The sequence below is a fragment of the Candidatus Rhabdochlamydia oedothoracis genome (assembly GCF_019453995.1).
GTDB lineage: Bacteria > Chlamydiota > Chlamydiia > Chlamydiales > Rhabdochlamydiaceae > Rhabdochlamydia > Rhabdochlamydia oedothoracis.
Genome location: NZ_CP075587.1, coordinates 925,125 through 941,660 on the forward strand (window position 1 = coordinate 925,125; position 16,536 = coordinate 941,660).

Sequence of the window (16,536 nt, forward strand, 5' to 3'; positions counted from 1 at the left end):
TATGCTTAAGATTCCAATTAAGTACTTCAAGATAGGATGATTCCTGCTTTTAAGTGTAGCAGATTAAAATCTAAGAATGCAAGCTGATGTTAAATCTGAGACACTTATCAAAAGCAATTTCTTAGAAGTTAAAACCAAAGCCCTCTTATCTTGAACAGTTAGCACTAAGTCTTCCATTCTTAAGCATTTATTTATAATAAATAGATATTTTTGAAATTAAATTATTATTAAAATGATATATTTTATACTAATTGAATTATAATTGGATTATTATTAATAATAAGGCTATATTTAATAATACTATAAATAGGTGTTTGTATGGCTTCTAAAGCTGTTTCTGAATCTGAATTTATTGAAGCGGTAAATTATTTATCGCATCTTATTGAATTAAAGCCTTTTGAAAAAGAAGCTGCAATGAAACATGGTTTTAACGAACAAGATGATTTGTTAAAAAGAGAAAAGGTTCAGCAAATTTTCCGTACGATTTTAAATTATTTACGAAAAGTATATGAATCAGACCGAGAGTATTTCCATCCTCAGCAAATGGAAAAATCGGTTTATGCTGTTATGGCTCTAGCAGATGAAGCTGTGAAAAAATGGGATAGATATACTTTGCTTTTTAAGAAAACACAAGACAGGGAAAGCGTACAGCTTTTAAAAGAATACCGAGATCTAAAGCAGTTTTTTAAATCAAAGATCGTTCGTTTTAATAAAAAAGCTCTAGAAGTAGGGGTAGAGGAGCAGCGCATTACAAATAATGGTTTCTTAATCAAGGATTTAGAAACCATACGCTCAGATGTTGATTATGAGCTATTATTGCTACGTAAAGAAGAGGGGGGGTATTTTGCACCTTCTGCTTTATTAAGACATATCCTATTAGTAGGACAAAGCGATGAGCTTTTATTGCATTCTGAATATCAAGAACTTGTTTCTCATTTAAAAGCTACAAAAGATCTGCAAGCTCATATGATAGCTCAAAAGATGTTGAAACAGAGCCTATCTTCTATAGATGATTTTTTTAAACAGGTAAAAGAGTTTAAAACAGAAGAGAGTGTGATTTGTATGAGTAAAGCGTTAATTGCTTTAATGCTAGCTGCAAATCCTTATAATTTAATGAGAAATGATGCAGATAAAGTCTGTGAACAATACTTGGTGGATTTTTGTGTATTTTTACGTCAAGCTATCTCTCAGCCAAGATCTGGTCTTTTAACGGCTTTAATCGATCCTTTATATCACAAGCTTTCTTATCTATTATTTAAGCAAGCTTGCAATTATGAAAAAGCTCTTGAGTTAATTGGGCGGTTGATTGTTATGGGGCATAGTAGAAATGAACTGCTTTCAGCGCAAAGAATTCAATTGGATAGTGTAATTCTTTATCAAGATATAGCCATTCGTGCAGCTCTTAAAGCCTATCCAAGCGGTCCCTTAATGCAGGCTTTAGCTCTGGTAAGAGAACAACGCTTAGGACAGGGCTTAGATCTATGTACTCAAAAGAATTGGCCAATACAAATCTATACAATTCTAATGGAACAATTGAAGATTAGCTGTATGAAAATTGCTTCTATGACAACGCAAACAACTCTAACAGACGTAGAGCTTATTCCTGAATTTATAGGCTTTATGCAGGTTTTAGCAAGCAAAAATCAGAAATATTTAGTGGTTAACTTGCAAAATAGAGCCTCTTGGCAAGAAAAGGCAAGATGTATCTGCTTGGAGAAGTCTCAATACAAGCAAGAATTCTCAGACCACTTAAGTGTCATTACTTTTGATAGGGATAGTAATTTTTATCATCAAAGAGAAGGTAGTTCAAAGGCGAGTGATTTTTTATCAAAATGTGCACAAGAAGTGTTAAGTGGACAGGAATATGGGTTCTACTTTCCTCCGACAATGAATAGCAGTCGATTAACCTTTTTTGTAAATAAAGCTCTTTTATTGATTCACGAGCTCTTTTTTGATGGGAAAGAGGAATTTTCTCATCAAGATAGATTAGATTATATTGAGATTTTTCATTTCTTTTTGTTTTTGTATATAATAGATCAACTAGCACCAGATATTTTGAGCTTTACTTGCAAAGATGGTGTAGATACAAGTTCTACATTTAGTGCAGAGGTTTTTGCTTGGTTACATGTGATGAATCATCCAGAAGGTCTGCCTAAATCAAAAAGAGACTTTTTACTCTACTTACTATATGCCCCTGCAATGACATTAAGAGCGCGTAGCATAGATAAAGATCGCATTCAAAGAATGGCTAGTGCGATGCAGGTCTTTGTTGAAAAGCTCAACCATAATGGATTTGTCATGCAAGAAGCTTTTTCTCAGCTATATCAAATGAGCTTTTTTAAGAAGGCAGGTGTGCAAGAGGGCTAATTTAGGCTTAAATCTTCTGGAATCATGGATAGGGTGGCATATTTGCCACCCATCTCTCTTAAGAGAGTTTGCCAGATCTTTTCTTCTGGCGTATTAAAAATAAACAAAGAGGAAGCAGGATGAATGAACCAATTTCCTCTAATGCACTCTCTTTCTAACTGTCCTGGCCCCCAACCGCAATATCCAAAACATAGGCGAATGGCGGGTCCTTGAGAATTTGCAGAGGCTTCTTGTAAAAATTGCAAATCTCCTCCTAGGTAAATCTCTTCACAAAGATTTAGCGTTTGTTCTGGCAGCTTTTGTGACGAGTGAAGCAGCATCATTTGATTGGGTTGAATGGGTCCTCCTGCGCAAATATGCACATTGTCATTGTGCAGATCGTTTTGATTGAAGATTTCTTCTGGTAAATCTATTTCCAAACGTTTATTTACAATGAGCCCAAACGAACCAATGGAGCTATGTTCACAAAGGATAATCACACTCCGAAAGTAAATGCCAGCATCTATATTGGGACTTGCAATGAGAAAAAATCCCTTATTTAAACGTTTATAAGAAAGAGGATCTGCCATAGGGCTCCTTTATTGTGCTTGTATAAGTTCTTCGTTGTAAAGGCGCAAGTCATTTGTTAGATCTTCTACCTGTCGCATCAATTCCATAAATTCTTCCTGAAATTGGGAATTATCTAAGATGTCTTGTTTTTGAGGATTGTATTTGGCTTTATTGATTAACATGGAAATCCTTGCCATTGCGGTGTTTATCAGATCAATTTCAGTAGCAAAATATTCCTTAAAACCCAGAGGGGTATCTAAAGAGTTCATAAGACAAATGCGTTGAGCTCTTTGCCTTTGCCAGCTTTTATTAGAATTAAATAGAAGGCCGTAATGATTAATATCATTCATCATGGTATCTGCTTTACCCAAGATAGTTGTTAGGCGCCAATACACATCGTCTTGTTTGATTAATTTTCCAAGGGTCCCTGTTCCACACTCAAGATCGTAACTTAAGTGATCAAAGGACTCTGCTGTATTTCTCATATGAGCAATAGCTAATCCTGCATTACCAAAAGAGTTATAGGCATTTAGCTGATCGATGGCATCAGAAATTTGACTTGCTACACAAGAGAAATTATTAAGAGCCGTTTTTGTTTCATCTATGATTTCTTTATCTTGAAATTCCTGCAAAGTGAATTTGGCTTGAGCCATAGCATCTGCAAAGGAATCAGCCGCATTGATGAAAGATTGCTGATTAGCAAAAAACCAGTTGTTAAAAGCATCTGCTTTTTTTTGTAGATCCGCAAAAGCGTCTTTTAATTCTATGAAAGCACTTTCAATTGGATCTACCGAATCTGCGTAAATCGGTTGCCCCGAAATCAGTTTAGGGGTTGTGCCTTTAGGAGGAGCTTTAGGGATAATAGCAATAGATCTTTCTCCTAAAAGTCCTGCTGTTTGAACCATAACTTCATCTGTATCATATACTTTGACTTTGGAGTCGATCTTAAGCACAAGCTGATAGTAGTATAAGCGCTGTAGAAGATCGGATAGAGGCTTTTGCCTGGCATTTTGAATTTCCTCAATGGATGTCACTTCTCCAACGGGCTTACCTGCAAAAAGCACCCGAGTACCTACATTAATGCGATCAATATTAGAAAAACGTATGTATAGAGTTTGTTTACCATCTCCTACGCTAGGTTTTAAGAAGGCAACCATCCAAATAAGAAGAGCACATGCAACAATGACAAAAACACCAATTAACACACTTTTTGTTTGCTCACCCATGGTTTACTCTCTCCCTTAGCTTTCTCGGATCTTGTGAAATGCTGTTGTATAAAGATTTAATTAGAGGGTCATCAATTTCTAGAAATTGATCCCGAGGTGCTATATGTGCGATTTTACCATCTCGAATTAACGCTAGACGATCTCCGATGTATAACGCTGAAAACATATCGTGTGTAACAACAATACTTGTCGCTTTGAGCTCCTGTTGTGTTTTTACAATGAGTTTATTAATTTCCATAGCAATAATAGGATCTAATCCAGTAGTTGGTTCATCATATAAAATAATTTCCGGTCTATAAACAATTAAGCGGGCTAAGGCTGCTCGTTTACGCATACCCCCAGATAATTCAGAAGGCATTTTTTTCTGAGTACCTTTTAATCCTACAAGCTCTAGAGCCTGATCTACTTTAGCTGTAATTTCTTCAGGGGTATATTTTTTTTTAGTTAAGGGGTTTACGTGCTGGCTTAAGTAAAAACCTACGTTTTTTTCTACATTCATAGAGTCAAATAAGGCAGCTCCTTGAAACAACATACCCATATTGGCAACGGCCTTAGATAACTCTTCCTCTTTTAAATCGGTGATACATATCCCATTAACATCCACCATGCCCTTATCTGGTTTTATTAAACCAATTAGGTGTTTGAGTAAAACGCTTTTTCCAATCCCTGAAGGCCCCAAAATGACAAGGGTTTCTCCTTGGTTTACATCTAGATTTAAATCAGAAAAAACCACAAGGTCCTTAAAGCTTTTAGATAAATTGTGCACAGAAATCATAACGAGGTCTCAAAAAGTTCTAAGTGGATTAAATTTAAAACAATAGTCAGAAGAAAATTAACCAATAAAATAGCGCAATAAGTAATAACCACGCTATTAGTTGTATTTTCTCCTACCCCCGCTGCACCACCAGATGTGCGCATTCCCTTAAAACAAGAGATCGTCATAATCAGAGAGCCAAAAACAAAAGCCTTGGTGATTCCAACCACTAAATCAAAATAGGTCACATGAACAGGAATGGGATCTAAATAAGCCATAGGGGGCATATGAAAATAGTAAATAGAGAGCAAATAGCCACCAAAGATTCCCATAAAGATACTAAAAATGGTCAAAAGGGGCATCATAGAGATTACCGCTATCCAACGAGGAGCTATCAGATAACGGTTAGGGTTAACAGCCATAGTCTTTAAAGCATCCACTTGTTCTGTAATACACATGGTTCCTAATTCGGCACACATAGCAGCTCCCACTCTTCCTGTAACCATAAAAGAGGTGAGAACAGGTCCTAGCTCTGTTAACATAGCTTTTGATACCATTAACCCCGTAACAGAAGCTAGACCCTTATCCGATAATTGATAAAAGGATTGCGCCGCTAGTACAAGTCCTGTAGAAAATCCAGTAATTGCTACTACCGGTAAAGAGGCTACCCCAATATCGTACAGCTGTTTCAAAATCAGCGAAAGATTCGGCGGTCTCTTTAGCGTTGCTTTAATCACCGCTAAAATCAAAAGGACATAGTCGCCAACAGAGGAAAACATTGTCAATTTAGGCAAAAGATTTTGCCATCTAGCATTCATAAAAAGTCTATTCTTGAAGTTCAAGAGGTCGATTTTTGCAAGTTTACCCATGAACTGGACTATAAGTAAAAGCGGATTTGGGGTCAAATAAAGATACGATTAAAAGCTGCAAGCAAGAATAGATTGCAGCTTAAGAGGATAGAATTTTAAAATGTTTAATTATACTGTTGTCTTAGGCGTCTTTGAGCCTCTGTTAATACATCTAGATATTCTTGGATGTGCGAGCGAGAAGATTCTTGTTGTAAGTTAGATAAACGAGTTTTCAATTTTTCAATTTTATGCTGTATTTGAGTGATCTTACCTTGTGATAGATGACTGTGCACTTTTTGTGACCCATCAGCAATACTAGGCATTGCACTTACTAGACCTTTTAAAATTTTTAATGAACCAGAAAGCTCAGCATTATTTGTAGCATGATAATCCAGGAATGTATTAAAAAGTGTTGCTATTGCAATAATAGTAGTAGTTAAAACTGTTGTATTAGCTTGGGAGTTGTATTCATTAACTATTAGGCCAACTTGTTCATTTAGCGCGTTTACGGTTTTTTCAGAATGTGCATAATTTTGTTGTTTATTTTCTAAATCTGCAATCTGTGCGGTATGTGATAAATGATTGATTGTGGATAAACTCATAAAATCCTCTATTGTACTTTTTTTAAATATAGCTAATGCTATGAACTCATGTTCTGTAAAACTCTTGAGAGCTCTTTAATATTATCTGTAAAAATATCTTGGTCTCCAATGCTTTTCACCAGAGATCCCTGTCGATATTTTTCAGTATCAATGTCTTGTTTTTTTTTGGTTTCTTCTGCTTTGAGAATAGCTAAGTTGGCTTCTCTAATATTTTTCTGTGAATGTATTGTTGTTTTAATTGTTCCAATTAGAAAAGCATTAAATAGACTTGGCAATGCACTAGGGCAATAGAACAGTGCTATAGGGATTGTAGCTGTAGCTACAGCTGTTATTACATGTGCTACCATCCATTGTTTACAGTTGTATTCTTGTTCTTCTGCACTATTTGTTATTTTAAAATGTTCAAAGGAGAGGGTTTTTATTTTATGAACACTTTCATCTATATGTTTTTCATTGGAATAGCTTACATTTTGTTTAACGTGCTCAATTACTGAGACGAAATTAGCTAATAAAAAAAGATAAGAGCTATTAAGAGAAAAAGAGGGGAGTTGAGGATTAAGAGAGGTATTCTCTTCTTTTTTGATACAGGAGCTTAAAGTGTCTATTTGATGAACTTGGGATAATGTTTTAAATCCTTTGTCCGTTTCTTTTTTTTGTATAGAAAGCGTTGATTGCTTGTCTATAGAAGGCATTTGAGATGAAATAAGAGTCATTTAACTACCATGAATGGATTTAAGTAATTGGATTCTATTTAATAAGGAAGCATCTTTACATAATTGTTCTGCTTTATCAAGATTTTGTAAAGCTTGTTTTTTGTTCTCAATAGAGAGATAACATTCTGCTGCATGAAAATAACCCAAAGGATCTTTTGGATGCAACGAGCAAACCGCCTTCCATGCCTCAATGGCAGTTTCATATTCTTTTAAAAGCTGCTTGCAACTTGCAAGTCCATGCCAAAAACAGTCAATCAAAGGGTCTGCTATAACTAAATGAGCGAATACATAAGAGGCTTTCATATATTCCCCAGAAGAATAAAGAACATGGCCCAATTTATAAGCTTCTTTTTTTTCTTCTATAGGTAAATTTTTAAATCTTTTTAGGTTGATTTTATCGCTTTTTAACAAATCTATTTTATGAAAAATCATAGATTTAAACTTTTCCTAAAATATGTTTCATAAATTGATCGCGTCTTCTTTCCGTTTCATTGCAAGTTTTTAATAATAAAGTTACCTCTTCTGTCATTTGATGGGATTCAGAGACCGTCTGGGATAATTTAGTAGAAGTACTTTTTTCTATGTAAATTAACATGTATTTAATTTTAGAGAACTGAGTAGCATCAAAACTATATACTTGCGGGTCAACATTATTTAGTTTCTCGTCTAAAGATTTTTTCCTATTCTCAAGTTCATATTTATCTTGAGAGGAATTCGCAAGTAACTGTTGAAGTTGGCTCACTTCTTTAAAGTGATCTCTAATATTCTGAAGCTCAGATTCATTAAATTTATTTTGGTGAAAGTCAGCAATCCATTCAGGATTATATATAAATAATTGGTTGAGTTGATCTCGTATTTCTTTATTATTAGAGAAATCTACTTTATTTTTTTCGGGTTTTTCACTAAATATAGAGTTAAGGTTTATTGCAATGTTGAGCACTGCATGTAGTTGATCTACTTCTGTAGATTTTTTTTTAATTCTCTCTTGAACTTGATTTTCTGATTTAGTAATAAGGCTCATAAGCGCTCTTTCGGGATCTAATTGTAGATTAGAAATAACTTCTGCCATATTTTCCTCTTGATTCTTGTAATTAAATGCTGAAAATCTTCATAAATTATTTTAAATTATAATAATCATAATTTGATATTTAAATCGATTGATTAATAAGAAATAAATTTACTCCTCATCAAGTATAGATAGAGGAAAGATTTTTTAGAAGATCTTTTATTTTTTTAAAAGCATAGCCTCTAATAACTTTTGGTCCATTTGAGCGAAAACTTGCCTTCTTGTTCTTCTTGGGTTTCTGCTTGAAACACAAATCCGTAGGGAAGTTCTATTTCCACGATGACATGGCTACTTTTGGTGCTTTGAGAGAGAGTAATCAGGACACCTTTTGTTAGGTATTTGCCGATTTGTAGAGCAACTTCTTCTGTTGAACCAGAAGAGCTAGAGACGAGGTTCAAACGATCCACTCCAATGGTTTTACGAATCGTATCGAGTATGTCAGGACCTGCGCTGCTAGATATGGCCATCAAAGCACTAGCGAGTTTACTGGCTTCTGACTGGGAAATATCGCTGATGTCTTTATCAAATAAGACTCGAGATAAGATAGAGCTAGTTGGGAGTTGAGGGTTGGATTGAAAGGTGAGTTGGGGAGATTGTAATGGGCCTCTTAGTTGCGCGGTGATCACAACATCGGGAAGGGTAAGTTGCCCGCTTAAGCTTAAATAACTGCTAAATTTAGCTGTGTCATTAAATACGATTTGTCCTTCTGTGAGTTTAAATATTTTTCCTGAGAAAAGGTACTCTCCTTTAATCAGTGATAAAGAACCATCGGCGATAAAGTGCGCATTATCTCCTTTGAGCTTTACTTTTCCCTTCCATTCAGAATTGACCCCTTTACCGCGAACAAAAATTTTATCGTTTGCTGTTAGATCAAAATCGAATTTTATCGGAAAAAGGGGTTTAGCATCAAAAGTATAGGAAGTAACAGAAGGGGGGATGTGTATAAATTTAATCGGTAAAAGTGGCAAATCTGTAGAGAGCTTATCGGGGATTTCAATGCTAGCTTCATCTACATAAAGAGCGCCTGTCGCAAGCCCTCCTAAACGATTTCCACTTAAAATGACAGATCCAGTAAATATCGAATCAAAAACAGGAAATTTTAAGAGATGTGTATGTCTTAAAGTGGTTTCAAACAGAAAGGGGAAATGTTGATGGACGTTTAAGAGGATATTTCCTTTTGCGGTAAGAGTGCCTTCTTCTTGATCATGAGCAGTAAAAGAAGTGAGATGTAGTTTATCATTTTCTGCTACAAGCTTTGCTTGAATATCTCTTAAAGAGGTTCCTGTATAGTAATTGTCATAACTGCCTGATTGCCACTCTAAATCCCCTTGCAAACGGGGGGAAAGAAGGGTTTGAGAGAAAAAAAGCCGAGTGGAAATCAGGCCTGTAGCGTAATGAGAGCCTAGTTGTACAAAATCAAAGAGGTTTTCTAATTTTCCTTCCGCAATGATCTCAGCTGAAAAAAGAGTATTTTCATCGATTTGTACTCCAAAAGGAAAGAAGCTGTATTCGATAGGGATAAAGCCTGAAAAATCGATCATTTCCGCTTCTTTTGTGCGCACTTCTACAAAAAATTGTACTCTCTTTTGATGTAAACGCGCTTGCAGGGATCCTTTAGCTAGGATAGGTGTATCTTCATCCTCTTGCAATAAGCGTGCTGTTTCAATGACTATGTTACAAGCTCCTTCTGCGTTTTCCAAATTAGCATCAACAGAGCTTTGCATGGAAAGATTTCCTCTTAAAGAAAGATTACGAGTAATGGGTCGAACAAATTCTAAGGGAAAATGGGCTATATCGCATTTACCTAGCAAGTGGGTTTCACTGATTTCACCAGTTGCATAGAAATCTCCTTCACCAACCGATAGAGAAAAAGGGGAAAGGGTATAAAGAGAAGGTTGTATTTCTAATTCAAAGGGATAGTGCAATACAAAAGGAATATTGAGCAATTGTCCTTTTGCAGAAGTGCATTCAAAGGCAAGGAAATTGGGCTCAAATCGATAAGATCCTTGTATTTCGCAGAAAAATTCTCCTTCTATATCACCGGTTGCTTCTAAACTAAAAGGCCAAACATGATCTTCAGAACGAGTTTTGATTTCTAAAATATCAACGGTGCCTAATGAGGTACGTCCTTGATGTGCAATTAGGTGCATATTGCCTTGCATGTTTGCAAAAGGATCATATAGCTGGGCGCTATACAGAAGCTCATTTGCATAGTGATTTTGAAAACGGAAGCGATTTAAAGAACCTGAAATAGTGGCTATTTGCGCTTGGTCTATTTGTGATAACGTGCATTCTAATGCGCAACTTCCATCTAAATCATAGGAGGTAAAAAAGGGAAGTCGAGAGAGTTGATTCACATTTGCAAAAATAGACCCTTCCAAAATATTTCTAGTTAGATCCCAGCTACAAAAACCTTCCATTTTTGCAGAAGCTCCTGTAAAAATGGCTTTATCGATAAAAAGTTCTTGAGAAGGAATATATTCTAAAGATGCTTCTGCTCTAAAAGGCAACTCTTCTATTTGTAGAAAAAGATCTGTATCTGCAAAAAAAATTCCTTGGTGTCTTTTTCCTTGAATAGATCCTTTTAAATTAGCTAATTCCACCTTATTAAACGATCCTTCAGGTACTATGTATTTAGCTTGAAAAACACCAGAATCAAAAGCAGCATGTGCTTGCAAAGATCCTTCCACTGGATATTTACAATAAGAGCTAAATAACGATAAATCCTGAGAGTTCAGATCGAATTTAAACCAAGAGGTGTCTACGGTAGGATGCACAATTGCCTCGCCACGGATCTCCATAGGAGGGCTATAGATATGTAGGTTATAAATAGAGAGAGTATCAAATTTAGGGATAGAAAAAGAACAAGCGCATTTCCAATTCCATTGAAATGGTTCAAAGCATTTTTCTACTGGCGGAGTTTGTGACAAAAGATGCGCTTTTAAAAATCCTTGAACAGGTAAAGTACTTGGAAGAGTATCATATAAAAGAGAAGCCCAACTCGACCAGAGTCCCTTTAAGGAAATTTCGCTTAAAAGCTCTTGTTCAAAGACGGGACTCTGGATTTTTATATATGCATTGATCTGGTTGCGTTTCTTATTACCAGCAAAAGTCAAATGGAGGATTTCTTTGTTGTTTAATTTAGAAAGCACAAATGCATCAAAAAAAAACCTTCGTGTATTTTTAAGCATTCCTTGTGCTTGGATCACTAAATGCAGGGGATATAAAGAGGGACAAAAAAAATCGGAAACATAGGCGTGTTTAACGCGAATAGGTATAGGGAACGAGAACTTGTCTAAAGCTTTACGTACATGTATTCTTGTCTCATCGATAGATAAGCTAGCAGTAGGTGGGGGAACCCCCTCTATGAAAGTACATTCCACTTGCTCTATATGCAAATAATCAATCACAAGCTGCCCTCTGATAAGAGGAGTAATAGCAAAACGCAACTTGATTGCTTGTAAATTCCAAGATTCGTAAGATTTGGTAAATAGAGTTGCTTGGTCAACTTGCCAGCTAAAAGGTAATGTTCCGCTTAGGCCTTTTAATCTGATTTCTAGCCCCATTTCATCTAATAGATGGGTGATTTTTTTTTGAATGATTTCTTGAACCCACTTTGTTTGGATCAATGCAAAAAATAAGCAAACCAAAAAGATCAATAAAAAAAGCAACCTAATTATCCAATGCAGCGGGGAAAGAAGTAATTTAAGCATAATTTCTCTAAAATGTTTGACCAATACTTACTAAGATCTTATATACAGAATCTATGTGTTTTCGGCGATCTAAAGGAAAAGCCACATCTAAACGAAAGGGGCCTACAAAAGTAAAATAGCGAAATCCAAGTCCAATAGATTTAAACCATTTTCCGTGCAAGCTCAAGTGTTCAAAGGTTTGTACATTACCTAAATCTAAAAAGGGGACTAATCCAATGGATTTAGTGATTTGAAAACGAAGTTCAAAGTTCAAATAAATAGCAGCTCTACCACCGATGGGTTTTCTGTCTTTAAGAGGACTAACAGTGCGGTAGCGGTATCCTCTTAAATCTTCATCTGTTCCACCCAAAACCCTTTTAGGCACAGGAACCTCAGATAGATTATGGCTTAAGATCGAGCCAACTTTTATTTTTTGTGCAAAAACTACTTTATTTTTTTTATCTAGTGGCCAATAAGTGCTTTCGCTAATCTGTTGGTACAAATATTTTTCATTTGTGTCTTTCATGTTAAATGTAGGAACTGCAACATATTCTAAGGTGATTCCTTTTGTGGGATTTAATAAAGAATTAGTTGTAGTATACCTTAAATACAAAAGAAATTCCAATAGCCAAAACTTTCTATTTTCTATGCTTTCTGATACATAAAGCAGTTCTGGACGAATTCCATAAGAAAAGCTTACATGCTCATTAAATTTTCTTTCCATTCTTGCTTGTGCATTATAGGATCTAGAGGAGTAAGCATATAACGAATCCCGTTCTACTTCTGCTTGTGAGATAAAATCTTGGCCTACTTTATAAAAATCAGGATGCCAGTATTTAGCTATCCCCGTTTGGATCATATGGGTAAGATCTCCTTGCAGGCTTAAACGTCTTCCCATGCGAGCGATGTTGCGATTTTCCCATCCAAAAGTAACGCCAGGGCCAAATACTGTTTGATAGCTTAATCCCATGTTGATTGTGCGATGTTTCGCTTCGCTTGTATCGATTTGCATAGGAAGCGAACCATCTGCCTCAATTTTTCCTTTGTACCTGACTAATACGGAACTAAACAATTCAGAATCAATCAACTTACTTTGTGTTTTTTCCACTAAACGGCTGTCATAGATATCTCCTTCTCTCCAGGCCACTTTATTGCGAAAAAATCGGGATTTCACACCAGGTGCACCTGTATTATTAAGAGGTCCAAATAGAGCCAATTGCCCCGTTTTAATGTATAAATCAACGGTTACTTCTTTTGTACTACCGTCAGCGACAATTTCTCTGCTGCTGATTTCAGCTAGGGGAAATCCATGCTCTGCTAACAATCTAAGGGTTTTTAATTCAGCATTTAACACATCACGCGTGTGTATAGGTTTATTCAGTTCAATTCCTAGATGATTTAATCGCATAAAAGCACAAGTGTCTTCTATATCTGTGTCCAAATGAATATCAAAGGTTTTTAATCGATATCTGGCACCGGGGTAGATAAGTATAGAAACCAAATTACGATCCAGAGAAGAATGAATTTGAATGTCTACTTTTGCTTCATAATATCCATAGGAATGCATAACATTCAGGATGGAAGGAACATCTTCTTCTGCGCGGTAGCTCAGGGCATGAATGGAATTAGGAGAGCGTCTTTTTTGCGAGCAGAGTTGAGAAGCGGATTTCACCGCTTTTAAAAGACGAATGTCTTGTATTCCTTCAAATTCCACATTATAACTAATCGCTGCAGAGATAGCTATGGGTAAAAGGCAAAAAAAAGTAGTTAATTTTTTAAGGAACATATTTTAAATTAGCTTAAGCTATGATTTTTCAGGTTAGAGATCGATCTATTTCCGTTGCAACTTTTTAAGCAAAGAATCCCAAAAAATTTAATAAAAAAGGACTTTTATGGTACTCATGCGACCTCATACGAAAAAAATCTATACAGAGCTCTGTCTGGTTACACCAGGCGGCGTAAATTCTCCCGTTCGTTCTTTTCAAGCAGTAGATCTAGTCCCTTTAATTGTTCAAAAGGGAAGCTCTGATCAAATCTGGGATATCGATGGTCATAGCTGGGTTGACTTTTGCATGAGCTGGGGAGCTCTTATTTTAGGCCATGCACCAGCTAATATTGTCTCGGTTGCAACCAAGCAAATCGCTTGTGGATCTAGTTTTGGCATAACAAACATTTATGAAAACCAATTAGCCACAGAGATTATAAATTGTATGCCATCTATCCAGAAAATACGTTTTGTCTCGTCTGGAACAGAATCTGTCATGAGTGCGATTCGTTTAGCAAGAGGCTATACAGGCCGAAATAAAATCATTAAATTTAACGGTCATTATCATGGCCATAGCGATGCATTGCTTGTCCAAGCTGGATCAGGTGTTCTACACATGCCCTCCTCCTCTTCTTTAGGTGTTCCTAATGAAGTCATTTCTCATACCATTTCTCTTCCTTTTAACGATATAAAGACCGCTCGTTGTTTTCTGCAAAAAACTGCAGATATTGCTGCTGTGATCATTGAACCCATAGCGGCTAATATGGGACTTATCCCTGCTAAAGAAGAATTTCTTCTTATGCTAAGAGAAGAAACTCAAAAAAAACAAATCGTACTAATTTTTGATGAAGTAGTCACTGGATTTCGCATAGGGCTCAATGGAGCTCAAGACTATTACGGAATTAAACCAGATCTTACCTGTTTAGGAAAAATCATAGGAGGCGGTTTTCCCGCTGCTGCCTTTGGAGGAAAAAAAGAGATTATGGATTGCTTAAGCCCGCTTGGCTTAGTGTATCAAGCAGGAACTCTTTCAGGTAACCCTGTTGCTATGTGTGCTGGCTTAGAAACGCTGCTTACCTTAAAACAACCTCAAATCTATTCTCATCTTGAAACATTGACAAACGATTTTTTAAGACCTATTAAAGATCTAATCATTAAAAAAAGTTTACCTATTACTCTGCACCATTTAGGTTCGATGTTTAGCTTTTTTTTTGGGATAACCCAAGTAGAAAACCAAGAAGACCTAAAAAACTTAAATACAGATAGATTCAAAGATTTTTTTCAATATCTGTTTCACCGTGGGATCTATTTATCTCCCTCTGCCTATGAGGTGAATTTCTTATCGCTTGGTCACAGCCAAAAAAATCTAAAGAAAACACAAGAAGTAATTTTAGAATATTTAAAAAAATTCTAAATACTTAGACAAGAAATTTATTTGAAATTAGTTATTAGTATGCTACTTTATATTTTTTAAGTTATAAAACCTAAAAGAGGAGGAATTTATGTCTACAATTAGTTTTCGTGAAACCCAAGAAACCCCATATTCTATTTCGAGAGATACGCCCCATATTTAGATAGATTCCCAAAAGATAGGGAGGGGAAGAGATTTCCAAAAAAATACAATAGATCTCTTGCATAACCTGAATTTTAAAGCTCCCAATTATAGTTCCTGCTATAAGATTAAATCTTAGGCAAAAGCGTTTCCGTCGATTTCTATATCGATCTGCTATGATTTTAAAACGCTTAAGCATCCTGATTACATTTTCATTAATTACACGTGCTTTGGCAAGGGATTAATTATTTTTTTATCTTGTTTTGTTAAAGGGTTTTTCTTGTTTTTTCTTTTAGAGTCCGTTTAAAATCTTTTCAAAAGTAGCAGGCTCTTAGAAGAGATACCGAAACTAACAGATGTTTTGAAATGTAGGATTAACCACAAGTTTCAAGTCGTTGACTTGAACCCCATTAAGCTAGCCGCTTGAATCGGCACTACTATAGATCAATTAAAAGGTGGGCTGCGCTTTGTTAAAGTTTGCCAAAAAGCAGACCAAAAAAACTAGATAACACACAGGAGATAATTTACTTAAAAAAACCTTGATTTTTGAAATAAAAGGTTAAAAATTAAATCATAACAGGTTATTATAAGTACTGCTAAGTAGTTATTAATCGGATTATTAAACAAGAGGCGGTTTTATGTCCCATTGTATTGCAAATAAGTTGCCTAGAATAGTTGATGCACCTCTTGCAGAAAGTAGAGTGGAATGCAATGCTGGTGTATACACTATTTTCTTGAATAAAAAGCTAGAAGAAATTGCTTTTAATAGTTATAAATTCCTTTCTTTTTTTGGAAAAAAAAGTATTGCTATCGCTCAAAAGGGTGTTAATGAAGAAAATAGAAAGCTGATGCAGAAAAATGTTATAAAACAAATAGCCGTTGATTTGACTGCTTTTGCATTGAGTTTAAGCTATTGTTCTATGAATTATCTTCCTGCAGGCTTGATTTTTCTTCCTGTGTGGTTCTTAGCCTCTAAGCTTAAAAATTGTGCCAATGAGCAGATACAAACAAAAGAAATAGATACAAGCTTAGTAGAAGATTCCACAATAAAATCAGAAGTATTAAAAGGAGGAATCCTTTTCTATAAAGCTTGGCAAAACGTAAATCAAAAAAAAGATCGAATTTTTTTTACAAGTTCTGGAGAGAGTCGATTCTCTGTTTTTGAGTCAACGCCTGCTTTAGAAGGGCGCATTACTCAGCTTGAAGAAAAATTAAAAAATCTTGGAAAGCAATGGGAGTGCACAGAAACCGATCAAGAAACAATTGAGAAGATAGAAGAACTTTTTTATTCTAATGTTTAACGTTCTGTATAAAAAATAATTCTTAAAAAGAAGGTTTTTTATTCTTGATTAGTATAATATCTTATCTTGTGTTATAAATTCATTACTAAATAACTATCCTG

The 16,536-nt window shown here is 35.5% G+C and carries 13 protein-coding genes and 1 pseudogene; 3 read left to right on the plus strand and 11 right to left on the minus strand.

What is annotated here, in order from left to right:
- The first annotated feature begins 318 nt into the window (after nt 1-318).
- A complete protein-coding gene (locus RHABOEDO_RS05130; protein ID WP_215216456.1) occupies nt 319-2,367 on the plus strand; it encodes a hypothetical protein in 2,049 nt (682 codons plus the stop codon).
- Here RHABOEDO_RS05130 and RHABOEDO_RS05135 read toward each other — a convergent pair.
- The 10 genes from RHABOEDO_RS05135 to RHABOEDO_RS05180 form a co-directional block, all read right to left on the minus strand.
- Nucleotides 2,364-2,936, minus strand: coding sequence for a YqgE/AlgH family protein (locus RHABOEDO_RS05135; RefSeq protein ID WP_215216457.1), 573 nt, complete (start codon nt 2,934-2,936; stop codon nt 2,364-2,366). The genes RHABOEDO_RS05130 and RHABOEDO_RS05135 overlap by 4 nt on opposite strands.
- 9 nt (nt 2,937-2,945) lie before the next feature.
- Nucleotides 2,946-4,142, minus strand: coding sequence for an MlaD family protein (locus RHABOEDO_RS05140; RefSeq protein WP_215216458.1), 1,197 nt, complete (start codon nt 4,140-4,142; stop codon nt 2,946-2,948).
- The gene (locus tag RHABOEDO_RS05145) at nt 4,135-4,875 is read right to left on the minus strand and encodes an ABC transporter ATP-binding protein (protein WP_245397577.1); all 741 of its coding nucleotides are present in this window, start codon (nt 4,873-4,875) and stop codon (nt 4,135-4,137) included. The genes RHABOEDO_RS05140 and RHABOEDO_RS05145 overlap by 8 nt, the downstream gene beginning before the upstream one ends.
- 38 nt (nt 4,876-4,913) lie before the next feature.
- The gene (locus RHABOEDO_RS05150) at nt 4,914-5,690 is read right to left on the minus strand and encodes an MlaE family ABC transporter permease (protein WP_245397578.1); all 777 of its coding nucleotides are present in this window, start codon (nt 5,688-5,690) and stop codon (nt 4,914-4,916) included.
- 179 nt (nt 5,691-5,869) lie between these two features.
- The gene (locus RHABOEDO_RS05155) at nt 5,870-6,346 is read right to left on the minus strand and encodes a hypothetical protein (protein WP_215216460.1); all 477 of its coding nucleotides are present in this window, start codon (nt 6,344-6,346) and stop codon (nt 5,870-5,872) included.
- Nucleotides 6,347-6,384: 38 nt separating this feature from the next.
- A complete protein-coding gene (locus tag RHABOEDO_RS05160) occupies nt 6,385-7,059 on the minus strand; it encodes a hypothetical protein (RefSeq protein ID WP_215216461.1) in 675 nt (224 codons plus the stop codon).
- Nucleotides 7,060-7,491, minus strand: a complete 432-nt coding sequence (locus RHABOEDO_RS05165; protein WP_215216462.1) for a hypothetical protein — start codon at nt 7,489-7,491, stop codon at nt 7,060-7,062. It abuts the gene before it with no gap.
- A gap of 4 nt (nt 7,492-7,495) precedes the next feature.
- Nucleotides 7,496-8,128, minus strand: coding sequence for a hypothetical protein (locus tag RHABOEDO_RS05170; protein ID WP_215216463.1), 633 nt, complete (start codon nt 8,126-8,128; stop codon nt 7,496-7,498).
- 179 nt (nt 8,129-8,307) lie between these two features.
- Nucleotides 8,308-11,775, minus strand: a complete 3,468-nt coding sequence (locus RHABOEDO_RS05175; RefSeq protein ID WP_220017844.1) for a translocation/assembly module TamB domain-containing protein — start codon at nt 11,773-11,775, stop codon at nt 8,308-8,310.
- Between the two features lie 70 nt (nt 11,776-11,845).
- Nucleotides 11,846-13,531 carry an autotransporter assembly complex protein TamA gene (locus tag RHABOEDO_RS05180; RefSeq protein WP_220017845.1) on the minus strand — a complete coding sequence of 562 codons (1,686 nt, stop codon included), beginning with the start codon at nt 13,529-13,531 and terminating at the stop codon, nt 11,846-11,848.
- Nucleotides 13,532-13,709: 178 nt separating this feature from the next.
- Between RHABOEDO_RS05180 and hemL the strand changes: the two genes are divergently transcribed.
- The gene (gene hemL / locus RHABOEDO_RS05185; RefSeq protein ID WP_215216466.1) at nt 13,710-14,996 is read left to right on the plus strand and encodes a glutamate-1-semialdehyde 2,1-aminomutase; all 1,287 of its coding nucleotides are present in this window, start codon (nt 13,710-13,712) and stop codon (nt 14,994-14,996) included.
- 233 nt (nt 14,997-15,229) lie between these two features.
- Here the strand turns inward: hemL and RHABOEDO_RS05190 are convergent.
- A pseudogene (locus RHABOEDO_RS05190) lies at nt 15,230-15,428 on the minus strand (IS5/IS1182 family transposase); the annotation flags it as partial.
- Nucleotides 15,429-15,868: 440 nt separating this feature from the next.
- Between RHABOEDO_RS05190 and RHABOEDO_RS05195 the strand changes: the two are divergent.
- Complete coding sequence (locus RHABOEDO_RS05195; RefSeq protein ID WP_220017403.1) at nt 15,869-16,435, plus strand: hypothetical protein; 567 nt, start codon at nt 15,869-15,871, stop codon at nt 16,433-16,435.
- The last annotated feature ends 101 nt before the right edge of the window (nt 16,436-16,536 follow it).

What these genes read in the sequence shown, in the direction of transcription:
- RHABOEDO_RS05140 (WP_215216458.1), bottom strand. Translation starts at nt 4,142, where the DNA reads ATGGGTGAGCAAACAAAAAGTGTGTTAATTGGTGTTTTTGTCATTGTT.
- RHABOEDO_RS05155 (WP_215216460.1), bottom strand. Translation starts at nt 6,346, where the DNA reads ATGAGTTTATCCACAATCAATCATTTATCACATACCGCACAGATTGCA.
- RHABOEDO_RS05130 (WP_215216456.1), top strand. Translation starts at nt 319, where the DNA reads ATGGCTTCTAAAGCTGTTTCTGAATCTGAATTTATTGAAGCGGTAAAT.
- RHABOEDO_RS05170 (WP_215216463.1), bottom strand. Translation starts at nt 8,128, where the DNA reads ATGGCAGAAGTTATTTCTAATCTACAATTAGATCCCGAAAGAGCGCTT.
- RHABOEDO_RS05135 (WP_215216457.1), bottom strand. Translation starts at nt 2,936, where the DNA reads ATGGCAGATCCTCTTTCTTATAAACGTTTAAATAAGGGATTTTTTCTC.
- RHABOEDO_RS05160 (WP_215216461.1), bottom strand. Translation starts at nt 7,059, where the DNA reads ATGACTCTTATTTCATCTCAAATGCCTTCTATAGACAAGCAATCAACG.
- hemL (WP_215216466.1), top strand. Translation starts at nt 13,710, where the DNA reads ATGGTACTCATGCGACCTCATACGAAAAAAATCTATACAGAGCTCTGT.
- RHABOEDO_RS05165 (WP_215216462.1), bottom strand. Translation starts at nt 7,491, where the DNA reads ATGATTTTTCATAAAATAGATTTGTTAAAAAGCGATAAAATCAACCTA.